This window comes from Microcystis sp. M_QC_C_20170808_M3Col (assembly GCF_007095505.1).
In the GTDB taxonomy this organism is placed as follows: domain Bacteria; phylum Cyanobacteriota; class Cyanobacteriia; order Cyanobacteriales; family Microcystaceae; genus Microcystis.
In genome coordinates, this window is record NZ_SFBY01000004.1 from 1 (window position 1) to 13,751 (window position 13,751).

13 protein-coding genes and 3 pseudogenes are annotated in these 13,751 nt (G+C 42.5%); 12 read left to right on the top strand and 4 right to left on the bottom strand.

Translation table 11 applies throughout. From position 1 onward, the window contains the following. The 3 genes and pseudogenes from EWV84_RS00080 to EWV84_RS00090 form a co-directional block, all read left to right on the top strand. Positions 1-214 (top strand): annotated as a pseudogene (locus EWV84_RS00080) (hypothetical protein); the annotation flags it as partial. Between the two features lie 13 nt (positions 215-227). Beyond that, a complete protein-coding gene (gene psb35 / locus EWV84_RS00085) occupies positions 228-428 on the top strand; it encodes a photosystem II assembly protein Psb35 (protein ID WP_286826108.1) in 201 nt (66 codons plus the stop codon). A 477-nt stretch (positions 429-905) separates the two neighbouring features. Further along, complete coding sequence (locus tag EWV84_RS00090; RefSeq protein WP_287075573.1) at positions 906-2,051, top strand: DNA cytosine methyltransferase; 1,146 nt, start codon at positions 906-908, stop codon at positions 2,049-2,051. Here EWV84_RS00090 and EWV84_RS00095 read toward each other — a convergent pair. Beyond that, positions 2,026-2,763: a hypothetical protein gene (locus tag EWV84_RS00095; protein WP_286826110.1), complete on the bottom strand. Its 738-nt coding sequence runs from the start codon at positions 2,761-2,763 to the stop codon at positions 2,026-2,028. The genes EWV84_RS00090 and EWV84_RS00095 overlap by 26 nt on opposite strands. Next, positions 2,741-2,992: a helix-turn-helix domain-containing protein gene (locus tag EWV84_RS00100; protein WP_286826111.1), complete on the bottom strand. Its 252-nt coding sequence runs from the start codon at positions 2,990-2,992 to the stop codon at positions 2,741-2,743. Before EWV84_RS00100 ends, EWV84_RS00095 begins: the two co-directional genes overlap by 23 nt. Before the next feature lie 153 nt (positions 2,993-3,145). On the opposite strand from EWV84_RS00100, the gene der reads away from it, so the two are divergent. The 6 genes and pseudogenes from der to EWV84_RS00130 all read left to right on the top strand — a co-directional run. After that, on the top strand, positions 3,146-4,504 hold the full coding sequence (gene der, locus EWV84_RS00105) for a ribosome biogenesis GTPase Der (RefSeq protein ID WP_286826112.1): 1,359 nt from the start codon (positions 3,146-3,148) through the stop codon (positions 4,502-4,504). A 3-nt stretch (positions 4,505-4,507) separates the two neighbouring features. Then, positions 4,508-5,383: an energy-coupling factor transporter transmembrane component T family protein gene (locus EWV84_RS00110; protein ID WP_287075575.1), complete on the top strand. Its 876-nt coding sequence runs from the start codon at positions 4,508-4,510 to the stop codon at positions 5,381-5,383. A gap of 10 nt (positions 5,384-5,393) precedes the next feature. Beyond that, positions 5,394-5,591 carry an ATP-binding protein gene (locus EWV84_RS00115; RefSeq protein WP_287075577.1) on the top strand — a complete coding sequence of 66 codons (198 nt, stop codon included), beginning with the start codon at positions 5,394-5,396 and terminating at the stop codon, positions 5,589-5,591. 216 nt (positions 5,592-5,807) lie between these two features. Further along, a complete protein-coding gene (locus EWV84_RS00120) occupies positions 5,808-6,419 on the top strand; it encodes a DUF3318 domain-containing protein (RefSeq protein WP_287075579.1) in 612 nt (203 codons plus the stop codon). Positions 6,420-6,534: 115 nt separating this feature from the next. Then, entirely contained in the window at positions 6,535-8,646 is a 2,112-nt protein-coding gene (gene recQ, locus EWV84_RS00125; RefSeq protein ID WP_287075581.1) for a DNA helicase RecQ, read from the top strand. Between the two features lie 261 nt (positions 8,647-8,907). Further along, positions 8,908-9,030 (top strand): annotated as a pseudogene (locus tag EWV84_RS00130) (IS1 family transposase); the annotation flags it as partial. A gap of 142 nt (positions 9,031-9,172) precedes the next feature. On the opposite strand, the gene EWV84_RS00135 reads toward EWV84_RS00130, so the two are convergent. Further along, positions 9,173-9,313: a hypothetical protein gene (locus EWV84_RS00135; RefSeq protein WP_002760440.1), complete on the bottom strand. Its 141-nt coding sequence runs from the start codon at positions 9,311-9,313 to the stop codon at positions 9,173-9,175. A gap of 714 nt (positions 9,314-10,027) precedes the next feature. Between EWV84_RS00135 and atpD the strand changes: the two genes are divergently transcribed. Together atpD and atpC are read left to right on the top strand one after the other, a co-directional pair. Beyond that, positions 10,028-11,476: a F0F1 ATP synthase subunit beta gene (gene atpD / locus EWV84_RS00140; RefSeq protein WP_287075583.1), complete on the top strand. Its 1,449-nt coding sequence runs from the start codon at positions 10,028-10,030 to the stop codon at positions 11,474-11,476. A 74-nt stretch (positions 11,477-11,550) separates the two neighbouring features. Further along, on the top strand, positions 11,551-11,967 hold the full coding sequence (gene atpC, locus EWV84_RS00145; RefSeq protein WP_002760449.1) for an ATP synthase F1 subunit epsilon: 417 nt from the start codon (positions 11,551-11,553) through the stop codon (positions 11,965-11,967). A gap of 100 nt (positions 11,968-12,067) precedes the next feature. Here atpC and EWV84_RS00150 read toward each other — a convergent pair whose 3' ends face one another. Beyond that, the gene (locus tag EWV84_RS00150) at positions 12,068-12,760 is read right to left on the bottom strand and encodes an IS5 family transposase (RefSeq protein ID WP_287075585.1); all 693 of its coding nucleotides are present in this window, start codon (positions 12,758-12,760) and stop codon (positions 12,068-12,070) included. A 31-nt stretch (positions 12,761-12,791) separates the two neighbouring features. On the opposite strand from EWV84_RS00150, the pseudogene EWV84_RS00155 reads away from it, so the two are divergent. After that, positions 12,792-13,558: pseudogene (locus EWV84_RS00155) on the top strand (IS630-like element ISMae26 family transposase); the annotation flags it as partial. Positions 13,559-13,751: the final 193 nt, after the last annotated feature.

The following is a 13,751-nucleotide window of genomic DNA, read 5'->3' on the forward strand; positions in this document are numbered from 1 at the left end:
AGACCAGAACAGAGTAAATCTGTTAAGGCAGGTGCGGAACCCCGCAAGGGAAAGAAGCAGAAACCTAAATCGTGAGGTTTGGGAATCACCGTCCGTTTACGGCGGTGAGGATGTCAAGGCGGTATTTGGCTGCCTTCCGGTTGGTGGACCAGTAGCGATCGAGAATAGGGATGAGGAGGCCGATTCTGTTAAGATATACAAATTAAAAGCTTAATCGTGAAAAAATTATGTATCTAATCCTAGAAGTGGCCAGTGGCAAATTCCCCGTTTATTTTGTAGCAGTTTATGTGGTCGGTTTTCTCGCTGCTGTCACCATCGGTTCGATCGCTTGGTACAATTCTAAACGCCCGGTCGGTTGGGAAGATGCCCAAAGACCCGATATTATCCCCGAAGTGAAGACAGAGGTGGATTCTGATTCTCAATCCTAGAAAAAGGCAGTGATCAGTTATTTTAGCCGTCAGCTTTTTCTCCCTTCTCAACAGTTATAAGGTTGGTTAGGATTGACCATTGCCTTGGCACAAGGGACTAAAGACCTTGTTAGTCGGTGATTTCAGGCATTTGGCTCCCTATTTGCTGCCTAAACGTTTACACACTTATGAGAAACGCTATCAATCAACCAAGTTCGATCGCAAATCGCTATCATAGAATATTGGGTCTTTAATTTTCGCCCTCTCCTCCCTTTATGAAACTGCCTGTCGTCGCTATTATCGCTATTATATTTAGGGTTTGCTGAAAAAATCTAAAAACCTTGTTGGGTAAGACTTTTAGACTTTTTGTCAATCAAAAAGTACCAGGCATGGGAGTGATCAGGGGGAAAATTGAGGTACTTTTTCCCTGAACCGAAAAACTTTTTCAGCATACCCTATTTAGTTGACAAGAGGCTCCGAATACGATAGTATTCAACTATGAAACAACAAATTATCGACTTATTTTCTGGTGCGGGCGGATTGACCACGGGATTTCATTTAGCTGGGTTTGAATCTATCTGTGCAATTGATGTAAATGCGAAAGCATTAGCAACCTATCAACATAATTATCCTAAAACACGCACTTTTCAGGAAGACATCCGCAAAGTTAATCCATCAGAACTGCGCTTATACTTAGGTTTACAAAGAGAAGAACTAACTGCCCTGATTGGGGGGCCACCCTGTCAAGGATTTTCACGAAATATCCCGGCTGGGTATCGCTATCTTAATGATTCTCGCAATCATTTATATAAGTCTTTCTTAGAATTTGTTCAAGAGTTTCGTCCTCTTCATGTAGTCATGGAAAATGTTCCTGAAATTTTGAAAGCTTATGGCGGTATCATCAGAGATGAAATTGTAGCACAGTTAGAATCTTGGGGTTATCAAGTAGTTACTACCTCCCTAAACGCCGCTTATTATGGAGTGCCACAAACTCGCTCAAGAGCCTTTTTTTTAGCTAGTCTAGAGCGTTTACCCTCCCTTCCCCAAGCAACTCATTCTGGTGATATCAGAAGTGATTATAAAGCTGTAAAATCTTGGAGACAGCTTACTTTACTAGAACCAAATATTGCCCCAGTTACTACTGTTAAAGATGCCATTAGTGATTTACCTACTTTAGAAGCAGGACAAGCTTATGATCACGAAATTTATACTAGGGAACCCGAGACCATATATCAACAGAAGATGCGTGAGCAAAGTCAAAAAATTGTTAATCATATTGCCCGTGCTTTAACACCAATTCAAATGTCAAGAGTGCAAATTTTGGCGGAAGGACAAGATGCGAGAGATTTACCTGCTGAATTAGCACCGAAAAAACACTATAGCGGGGCCTATGGTCGACTTTCTTGGGATAAACCAGCAAGAACAATTACAAGGTGGTTTTTTCATCCCGGTTCTGGCAGATTTTTTCATCCGACCCAGAATCGGACAATCACAATTCGTGAAGCAGCAAGATTACATTCTTATCCCGATCATTTTCACTTTTTAGGGACTTATACTGATATGGCCTCTCAAATTGGAGAATCTGTGCCACCACTGTTAGGCAAAGTGGTAGCAGACTCTATGGGACAAAATCTTGAGTATTAGTTTGGGTTTGTAGCGCTGCAAAAATTGTCTCCACATATCGGTCTATTGTCAGACGAGTTCTCTCAATTCTCAGACGAATAGCGGCAGCGGGGATTGTTCTGCTTCTAAACAACTGTTTCTGATTTTTGTACCAAACTAACTGAGTTTTGCCAGCGATGCTTCCCTGTAAACCTGCCCCTACTCCCCCAGTTTTTTTATCTATTGCCCATGCCCAAGAAAAAACATTAGGATCAAGAGGATTAAGGGGGTATTCACAGTAAACATATTCATTGCCCTCTCGGTTTTTTAGCAATATTCCCTCATAGCTGTTGATGACATTTTGAGCAGTTTGACTGGAGCGAATCTTCTCGTTCCAGTGTTGAATAATAGCGGTTCCCAGTTGTGCGGGGGAAGATTGCAGATTCAAAGAGGGAACCCCAAGTTGAATGGCTTTTTTGATAATATCTGCTCGTTGAATTACGAACAAAAAGGTATTATCTGTAGTTAAACTATTCAGTTGTAGAGATTTTAGCGACCAACCACGGGCAGTTTTACTGTCCACTGCATCGTAGAGTAGTTTGCTTCTGCCTAGGGCAGGATCCGATAAAGAAATATTCTTGACATAATGAAAAATTGCTTCCCAGCTATAATCCTCGATCGAGCCAATCAATGGTGAGGCAATTGCGGCTAGAATGGCCTGCTTTAGTCTTTTAGTCTCGTCGTTCGTTAACACTTAAGGATTCCTCTACGGAATACAAAAATTCACTCATCCTCAGACCTAAAGCATTAGTAATATGACTAAGCACTCTCACTGATGGACTTTTTAATCCTCGCTCTAGTTGACTGATGTAAGTTCTATGCAGACCTGTTATTTCCGCCAAATACTCTTGCGACCACCCTTTTTCTTGGCGACAACGCTGTAGCTCTCGTCCTAAAATTTGCTCTAGTTGACCAGATTGCATAGGCAGAATTCTAGTCTTTTATACACCAAAGTTCTACAGACTAAAGTATTCAATGTCTCAGTGCCGAACAGAAACGCTATCAATCAACCAAGTTCGATCGCAAATCGCTATGATAGAATATTGGGTCTTTAATTTCCGTCCCCTCCTCCCTTTATGAAACTGCCTGTCGTCGCTATTATCGGTCGTCCCAATGTGGGCAAATCCACCCTCGTCAATCGTATCGCTGGAGATCAACAGGCGATCGTTTTCGATCAACCCGGGATTACCAGAGATCGCACCTATCAACCAGCTTTCTGGTGCGATCGAGATTTTCAAATTGTCGATACAGGAGGGCTAGTTTTTAACGATGACAGCGAATTTCTCCCTTTAATCCGCGAACAGGCTTTAATCGCCCTAGCAGAGGCAAGTGTGGCGATTTTTGTCGTCGATGGGCAAGGGGGAATTACCGCCGGCGATCGAGAAATTGCCGCTTGGTTACGACAGCAAAATGTACCGATACTTTTGGCCGTCAATAAATGTGAATCGGTGGAACAGGGTATCCTGCAAGCGACGGAATTCTGGGAATTAGCCATCGGTGAACCCTTCCCCATCTCGGCCATTCACGGCTCTGGTACAGGAGAACTACTCGATGCGGTGATTAAATATTTGCCACCTGCGGCGGAAATTCCCGAAAATGAAGAAATTAAAGTGGCAATTATCGGTCGTCCTAACGTGGGTAAATCCAGTCTCCTCAATGCTTTAACCGGACAACAACGGGCGATCGTTAGTCCGATTTCGGGAACCACCAGAGACTCGATCGATACTTTAATTGAACGAGAAGGACAGGTTTATCGGTTAATTGACACCGCTGGCATTCGCCGTAAGAAGAATGTGGACTATGGAGCCGAATTTTTCAGTATTAACCGTGCTTTTAAGGCAATTCGCCGGTCTGATGTGGTACTATTCGTCATCGATGTGCTAGATGGTGTCACCGAACAGGATTTAAAATTGGCAGGACGAATCATTGAAGAAGGGCGCGCGGTGGTGCTAGTAGTCAATAAATGGGATGCGGTGGAGAAAGACACCTACACTATCAATACTTATACCAAAATGCTCCAAGATCGGCTTTATTTTATGGATTGGGCAGAAATGATCTTTGTCAGTGCCATGACGGGGCAAAGAGTCACCAAAATCCTCGAATTAGTCGATATTGCCGCCGAATCTCACCGTCGTCGCGTCAGTACCTCGGTAATCAACGATGTGATCGAAGATGCGGTGAAGTGGCACAATCCCCCCACCACCAGGGGCGGAAAACAGGGGAAACTATACTATGGCACGCAAGTATCGAGTCACCCCCCCACGATCGCCCTTTTTGTTAACGATCCCCAGCGCTTTAATGATAACTATCGCCGTTACATCGAAGGGCAATTCCGGCAACAGTTAGGCTTTAAAGGAACCCCGATCCGCTTAATCTGGCGCGGCAAACCGGCGCGAGAAGTGGAAAAAACGGTTAATAGAGCCACCAAGGTCTAATTTATGGATTTATTGCGAAGTTTGCCCATCGGTCTTTATCTCGATCAACCGATTACCCGACTACATCAACTAGATGCCAGGGTAAAATTTATCTGGTTAATGGCTTTTTTAGCAGCACCTTTATTAGCTAATGCTTGGTGGCGTTTAGCTTTGGTGGGATTGTTAATGTTGTTAACCCTGCTGGCACCTATTCCCCCCCGCGTCTGGCGGCAACAGATGGGCTGGCTGATATTTTTAGCGATTATCGTCTTTCTGATTACCGCTATCACTCCCGATGGTTTAGGGGTGAGTATTCAGCCGCGTTTACCCGATGAAGGGCTGAATTTACCGCCAGCAAGTGATTATCAGTATGTTTTATGGGATAGAGGTCGTTTATTTGTTACCCGACGTTCTTTGGAATTAGCAGTGAGAATTAGTACCTTAGTTTTTACTTTAATTTATAGCACTAATCTCTTTTTGTTGACGACAGCCCCGGAAGAAATTACCGAAGGTTTAGAGAATTTAATGAGTCCTTTACGGCGATTTCATGTGCCAGTGACGGAAATTTCTCTGACTCTGACCCTGTCTTTGCGCTTTATTCCTCTGGTTTTAGAAGAAGTCCAAAATCTAGCTAGGGCAGTGCGAACTAGGGCGATCGATTGGCAAAAATTAGGGATTAAAAGAAGTTTAAACGTCTGGTTAACAGTAGTGGAAAAATTACTAGATAATTTGCTTTTGCGCGCCGAACAAATAGCGATCGCTATGGAGGTTCGCGGTTTTACCAGTCCCAATCAGCATCAAGTACGCTGGCACGAATTAAAGTTAAGATGGGCTGATTTTATCGCTTTATTTTTGTTAATTCCCTTTTGGGCAGCCCGATTAGTTTGGGGTGGTTTATAGCAGTTATCAGTTGTCAGTTAATAGACCGGGTATCGCTCCCGAATATCAAGGAAAAATTTTTGAGCGAGATCAAACCGAAAATACAGACATAGGTCTATCAATTGTCAAAAAAATTCTTGATAATCAAGGAGAGAGAATTTGCATAGAATCCCGCTCAGGTGAAGGGGCAAGTTTTTATTTTACTTGGCATAAAAATTCTCCTAGTTAGCTTATAATTAATCGTGCAAAATTGAATACTAAATCCTGTGGAAAAGGTATAGCAGAGTAGGGAGAAGCGATTTTTGCTCCCCTTGTCCCTTCCGTCGGCAAACCCCGGCGTTTTTTCTATCTTAACAAAACTCAACTTTGAGAAAATTGTCGGAAAAGAGATATTAGCTCAGAAAGCGATTATACTCAATGATCGAAGACTATTGGCTGGCGATCGATGAACCAAGACAACGAGATTAGTCATTTACTAGACCTCATGCCTGCTTCGGGACGGATGATGACGCGCATTGTCAGCAAACCCGAAAGCACCAAGGTAATCGAAACTAATTTTCCCCTGCCTTGGCAAAGAGGGGTCAGACCAATTCAAATTAATTTTGACCTCTGGCGGCAATTATCAAGATCCCAACGGGATCTAGTCTTGTTACGGGCCGTCTCTGTTTTAACGGCAGTAAAATGGTTTAAACCCGATCTCGATCGAGTAATTGCTCTAGCTGGTATGATCGGTTTAACCGTGGAAACCCTGCAAACCGATGCCGTCGGTATGGCAGTAGCAGGGGGTTTAACTGCCTTGGCAATTAACCGGATTTGGCGAGAAAAACGCAGCCCCCAACGGGAATTAGACGCAGATGAAGCGGCCCTAAAAGTGGCCGTTAGACGCGGTTACACGGAAACCGAGGCCGCTAAGGGTTTATTATCGGCTATTGAGACTATAGCTGAAATTGAGGGGCGATCGAGTCTCAATTTTAACGAGTTATTGCGCTGTCAAAATCTGAAAAAATTAGCCAATCTCTCCTTTGTTGGTGTTCCCGATCAGGTGAGACAATCTTAAAGTCAGTTGTTTTGGCTATCAGCTTTCTTTTTACTGATTACTGATCACTGATCAATGATCACTTAAATCCCTAACCTTAAAATAACTACTATAAAAATATTTTTCCCCTTGCTCAATGGCTGCAATTGACTCTTTAGAAAAAGCCTTAAAATATCACTTTGGCTACGATCAATTTCGACCGAATCAACGCCAAATAATTGAGGCTGCTTTAAATAATCAGGATTTATTAGTAATTATGCCTACCGGAGGCGGTAAATCTCTCTGTTTTCAGCTGCCTGCTTTAATCAAAAAAGGGGTGACGGTGGTGGTTTCTCCCCTAATTGCTTTAATGCAGGATCAAGTAACTGCCTTAGCTGATAATGGCATCGGGGCAACATTTCTCAATAGCACTTTAAACGCTAAACAAGTCAGAGAAAGAGAATCTTTAATCCTACAAGGAAAAATTAAACTGTTATATGTGGCTCCAGAAAGATTATTATCGCCTAGTTTTTTAGATTTTTTAGCTGTTATTGATAATTACCTCGGTTTAGCCTGTTTAGCGGTAGATGAGGCACACTGTGTCTCCGATTGGGGTCATGATTTTCGCCCTGAATATCGACAAATTAAACAAGTTCGTCAACGCTTTCCCTCCGTGCCAATTCTGGCTTTAACTGCCACCGCTACCCAACAGGTTAGAGAAGATATTATCCAACAATTAGGATTGCGAGATACTTCCATTCATATTGCTAGTTTTAATCGTCCTAATCTTTATTATGAAGTTCAACCTAAAACCAGTAAATCTTATCAGCAATTGTATCAACATATTAAAGGACAAAAAGGAGCAGGAATAGTTTACTGTATCAGCCGCAAAACCGTCGATAAAGTTGCAGAACAGTTACAAAAAGATGGTATTAATGCCCTACCCTATCACGCCGGTATGGAGGATCGGGAAAGAAGTAAAAATCAAACCCGTTTTATTCGGGATGATGTGCAGATTATGGTGGCGACAATTGCCTTCGGTATGGGGATTAATAAACCGGATGTACGCTTTGTCATTCATTACGATTTACCCCGCAATTTAGAGGGATATTATCAAGAATCTGGCCGTGCGGGTAGGGACGGAGAACCAGCTAAATGTACCCTCTTTTTTAGCTTTGCAGATGCCAGAAAAATTGAGTATTTTATTAACCAAAAAACCGAGCAAAATGAACAACAGAAAGCTCGTCAACAATTGCGACAGGTGTTAGATTATGCTGAAGGGACTGAATGTAGAAGATCGAGCGTACTAGGTTACTTTGGAGAAAGTTTTGCGGGTAACTGTGGTAACTGTGATAACTGTCGGAATGGTACAAATAACCAGGATTGGACGATCGAAGCACAAAAATTTTTATCCTGTGTGGCGCGGACGGGACAGAAATTCGGTATGATGCACATAATCAACGTACTGAGGGGAGGAAAAGGTGAAAGAATCACCCAATATCAACATCATTTATTATCTACTTATGGCATCGGTAAAGATAAAACTGTGGAGGAGTGGAAACGTTTAAGTCGTTCCCTTGTCCAGCAAAATCTATTAGTAGAAACTGAAGACGATTTTAGAATCTTGAAACTTAATCAACACAGTTGGGAAGTGATGCGGAAACAACGTTCCGTGTTTATTGCCGTCCCCCAAAAAGCTAACGGTCAAATCTTGGGAGACGACAATCCCAATACGCTGGAAAGTGATTTATTATTCGATCGCTTGCGGCAACTGCGGAAAAAAATTGCCGATAGTCAAGGGGTGCCTCCCTACGTTATTTTCCATGATTCTAGTCTGCGTTTGATGGCCCAATCAAAACCCCGGAGTTTAGGGGAGTTTCGTCAAATTTCTGGAGTAGTACACAGTAAAGTACAACAGTATGGGGATATATTTATAGCGGCAATTAATGATTTTTGTCAGGATAGTCTTCCCTCTACTCAATTGCTCACTCTCCAATACTATCAAGATGGGTTGACTGTGGAAGAAATCGCTCGCAAAAGAAGCTTAAAAGTCTCAACCATCTATGAACATTTAGCTAAATTGCTGGAAGCGGGTTACGAAATTGATATTAATCAGTTAGTCTCTAAAAATAAACAGGAATATATTCGTTTAGTGATCAAAAAAGTGGGCGATCGATCCCTGAAAACTCTCAAAGAAAATCTGGGAGATAATTATAGTTATGAGGAAATTAAATTAGTTGTTGCTTGGCAAAGACGACCCCGGCAATAAGGGCAGAGGAACTCTTTTGATGCAACCCTCCACTTTAAAAGCTATAGGAGAGAAGGGGGAATTTCAGGCGTTGTCAGACACAAAGATGAATCAAGCAAAAGTGTACGGAACTGGAACATCCTTAAAAGCGTTCTCTTTTAACATAAACAACATCTAAGACTAAATCCGGTTATTAAAGACTGATTATCTATTGCCCCTTTTGCCTATTGCCTATTGCATGAGTGCCTCTCCTGATATGTAGCCTATACTCAACGGATTTAGTATAAGACAGTAATTCCCAGTAAACGTCATCGAGCAGTAGGAAAAGAAAGTGGTCAAACTAATGCTATTGAAAGACTTAATAATACCTTTCGTCAACGGATTTATCGGTTGGTAAGCATGACTACAATGCTAAATTAGCAAAGGTTTGAGCTATCACCACTACAATAAAATCACTACCCTCTCGCAATTACAGTTACAACCAGTGGGTTAATCGGCTCAAAAATTGCTTTTTCTGGGGTTGAAAAATTTTCAACCCCGATTTTTATCATCCAGGAAAAATAACTTCTAGGGGAGCGGGAATCATCTCGCTACGAAAGTCGAGAATCTGGACGAGAATTAAATAGGCAACGGCGATTAAAATCGAAATTGCTCCCGTGATAATAGCGATAATTTTAGCAGAATTCATATAATTAAACGATAATTTCCTGAGATTATTGATCTATTCCCGCAAAAGCTACCGAAATTTATTCTCATCTACGATTGCGAGCCTAAACAATTTAAACTGAATATATCTTACAGCACAATTATCCGAGGCGATCAAGAGGAGGAAAATCTTTACCGAATGAAGGTTAGTTACGGTTAAAGAGATTTTGCCATCAGTTCCACGAAAGAATAGGGTTTATCAGCTAGGAGAACATTCAGAATTTTGACTAATCCCGAACTGAGGTTCAGGTTTAAACCCAGTTTGACAGGAGATAGTTCTTGTGGCTCAAGACATAGACTAAAATCTATGGTCAAGCTTAAGATTATTTGTTAATTGAATCTATGCAACCAGCAAAACCCTTGCTATAATCGACAATATATGGTAATAGACCAATTCCATCCACTGCATCGGCATCCTCAAAGTTGATCAACCTCGCTTTGTTTTAAGGTAGGCTAAGGCCTGCCTTACTTTTTATCGGTGATCAGTAACCAGTAAGCAGAAAATTGCCATTTAATACCGATCAGCGATCAGACTGTCCACGGAAAACTCAAATCTGATCACTGGTGACTGATAACTGATAACTGATAACTGATCTGATCCCCTAGCGTGATAAGCTGAGTATTGGCTAATTTTACAAAAAATTAAGACTTTCCCCTTGTGGGAGTTATCAGCTAAAACCCAGAGTAGACATAAACAATGGTAGCGACAACAGAAACTAACGTTGGTAAAATCGTCCAGATCATCGGTCCTGTCATCGATGCCGAATTTCCCAGTGGCAACCTGCCCCGTATTTATAATGCCTTAACCGTAAAAGGAACTAACTCCGCCGGTCAAAATTTATCCGTTACTTGTGAAGTACAACAGTTACTCGGTGATAACCAAGTGCGGGCCGTTGCCATGAGTACCACCGATGGTTTAGTGCGCGGTATGGATATCGTCGATACTGGCGCAGCGATTAGCGTTCCCGTGGGTAAATGCACCCTCGGTCGGATTTTTAACGTTCTTGGTGAACCCGTGGACGAAAAAGGACCGGTTAACGTCATCGAAACCTCTCCTATTCACCGTCCCGCTCCCAAATTAGTCGATCTTGAAGTAACACCGACGGTTTTTGAAACCGGTATCAAGGTGATTGACCTGCTCACCCCCTACCGTCAAGGGGGCAAAATCGGCCTCTTTGGGGGTGCTGGTGTGGGCAAAACCGTCATTATGATGGAATTAATCAACAATATCGCCATTCAACACGGTGGTGTCTCGGTTTTTGGCGGTGTGGGTGAAAGAACCCGCGAAGGAAACGACCTCTACAACGAGATGATCGAATCGAAGGTAATCAACGCTGATAACCCCGAAGAATCGAAAATCGCCCTCGTTTACGGTCAGATGAACGAACCCCCCGGAGCGAGAATGCGCGTCGGTCTCTCCGCTTTGACCATGGCCGAATACTTCCGCGATGTCAACAAGCAAGACGTACTCTTATTTATTGATAATATCTTCCGTTTCGTGCAAGCTGGTTCGGAAGTATCGGCGCTCCTCGGTCGGATGCCTTCTGCGGTAGGATACCAACCCACCCTCGGCACTGACGTAGGCGACCTGCAAGAGCGGATTACCTCCACCAAAGAAGGATCGATCACTTCCATCCAAGCAGTCTATGTACCCGCGGATGACTTGACTGACCCCGCTCCCGCTACTACCTTCGCTCACTTGGACGGAACAACTGTACTATCCCGTGGTCTGGCTTCCAAAGGTATCTATCCGGCAGTAGATCCCCTCGGTTCCACCAGCACCATGCTACAGGCCGATATCGTCGGTGATGAACACTACGGCACCGCTCGCGCCGTCCAATCTACCCTGCAACGCTATAAAGAGTTACAGGACATCATCGCTATTCTCGGTTTAGACGAATTGTCGGAAGAAGATCGTCTCATCGTTGACCGCGCTCGCAAAATTGAGCGTTTCCTCTCGCAACCTTTCTTCGTGGCCGAAGTGTTCACCGGTTCCCCGGGTAAATACGTTACTCTCGCTGATACGATCAAAGGCTTCCAGATGATCCTCAAAGGTGAACTCGATAGCTTACCCGAACAAGCGTTCTATATGGTCGGCAATATCGATGAAGCGATCGCTAAAGGCGAAAAACTCAAAAAAGGCTAATTAAAAGTCAGTAGTAACCGCGTTTAGCGGTTACTTAACCCAGAAATCTGCCAAAATTATCGTTATTATCACCCATGAGCATTACAGTACGGGTTATTACACCCGATCGCATTGTCTGGGATAACGTGGCTGAAGAAGTAATCCTACCCAGTTCCACGGGACAATTAGGTATTCTTAGCGGTCACGCTCCTTTATTAACTGCCCTGAATATTGGCGTAATGCGAATTCGACCGGGGAAAGACTGGGAAAATATCGCAGTTTTGGGCGGTTTTGCCGAAGTCGAAAATAATGAGATCAAAGTCCTCGTTAATGGGGCGGAATTAGGCTCAAAAATCGATAAGGAAAAAGCTCGCGCCGAATACGAACAGGCCCAAACCCGTCTCGATGAAGTCAGTAAAGGGGATGACCGTCGCAAAACTATCCAAGCGCAACAATCATGGCGCAAAGCTCGCGCTAGATACCAGGCCGCTGGCGGTTTAGTCTCGGTTTAAACCAAAATCAGATAGGTTTTTGACCTATCTGATTTTACAAGAACTCTGTTTTTTGCCTAATTGGTTTTTGGTAGAACACATGAGACCTCCTGCAAAAGTCTTATTCAGCTACTTGATTATAGCCTAAAGCAAGTTCGTAGTTGTAAATGCCAGCGATTAAATTAAATCTCAGACCAAAACGTCGTCTCCGATTCCTGTATCTTGATGATAAAATTCTAAATCTCTTCAGACTTCTGTGAATATGTTCGATAACAATTCTTTCTCTTGATAACTGGCGATTAAATTCTTTTTCTTCTAAACTTAATTCTTGATTTTTCTTTTTTTTGTTAGGAATTCTACTATTTTTGTGCAGCTTTTGAATTCCTTGATAGCCCTTATCTGCTAAACATTCAATATTTTTGTCGATCCCAATTTGACTATTTTTCCAAAGATTAAAGTCATGTATTCTTCCCTTTCCATGAGCGGTACAGACTATCATTCCTGTTTTTTGAGCCGCAAGCACTTGCGATTTTATTGTATGATAGCCTTGTTTCCCGCTATAGTAATCTTTCTGCTTTTTTTGAGGTCTTTCTATCTCATGCTCTGCTACATCTACTACCACTACCTCTAGGTCACTATTCGCCTGGTGAACTGTCTTTTTCCCAGGCAGATTAAACAATCCAGATTTTATCAGAATATTTTCTACCTTTCTAGTGATTCGTAGGGCTGTTGTCTCATTAATCTCCCAATTAATTGCGAGATGGAAATAAGTACTATAGCAATTCTTGGAGCTATGAGGTACAATGGAAAGCAAATAGACAAATAATAGAACTTACCAGCTTCCTATGAGACCCTATTCCGTAGATTTTCGCCAAAAAATTATCGATGTCTGGAAGAAAGAAAAAATTTCCATTCGAGGACTAGCCCAGAGATTTGACGTGGCTAAAAGCTTTATTCAGAAGTTATTGAAGCAACATAAAGAAACAGGAGATATCCGTCCTCGTCCGCAAGGGGGAAGTCCGCCAACCAAGTTAAATAGTGAACAACTGATAATTTTAATAGAAATCATCGAAGCGAACAATGATGCAACTCTCGAAGAATTATCGGACTTACTGTATGAAAAGACACAGGTGAAAGTCAGTAGAGCCACCCTGGGGCGGCTTACGCAAAAACTCAATTACAGTTTCAAAAAAAAACACTACACGCGGCGGAAAAAGAAAGTGACAGGGTACAGCAAAAAAGAGTGGAATACTGGTCAGAAGTTCGGGAAATTGAGGCATCAAAACTAATTTTCATCGATGAATCGGGGGTAAATTTAGCCCTTTTGAGACTCTATGCTAGAGCCTTAATTGGCCGAAGAGCTCGGGGAAGAAAACCACAAAAAAGAGGGAGAAATATTTCAATAATTAGTGCTATAAGCTTAGAAAAAGTTGTCGCATCAGTCAACATATACGGTGCAGTGGATGCGGTAACATTTGAAGGATTTATTCTAAAGGAAGTGCTGCCAAAAATTAAAGAAGGAGACTGTCTGATCATGGATAACGCCAAGATTCATCTCGGAGAAATGGTCAGAGAAATAATCGAACAAGAAAAAGCTAGACTCATCTATTTAGGGTTTGCTGAATAAATCTAAAAACCTTATCCAACAAGGTTTTTAGACTTTTTTGACCTCAAAAAGTGCCGACACTTGGAGTGATTGGGGGGAAAATTCAGGGACTTTTTCCCTGAAAATTAGGTAATTGACCACCTGAAAATGGGTAAAACCCCACACCCCACACCCCACACCCCACACCCCAACCCCCAAC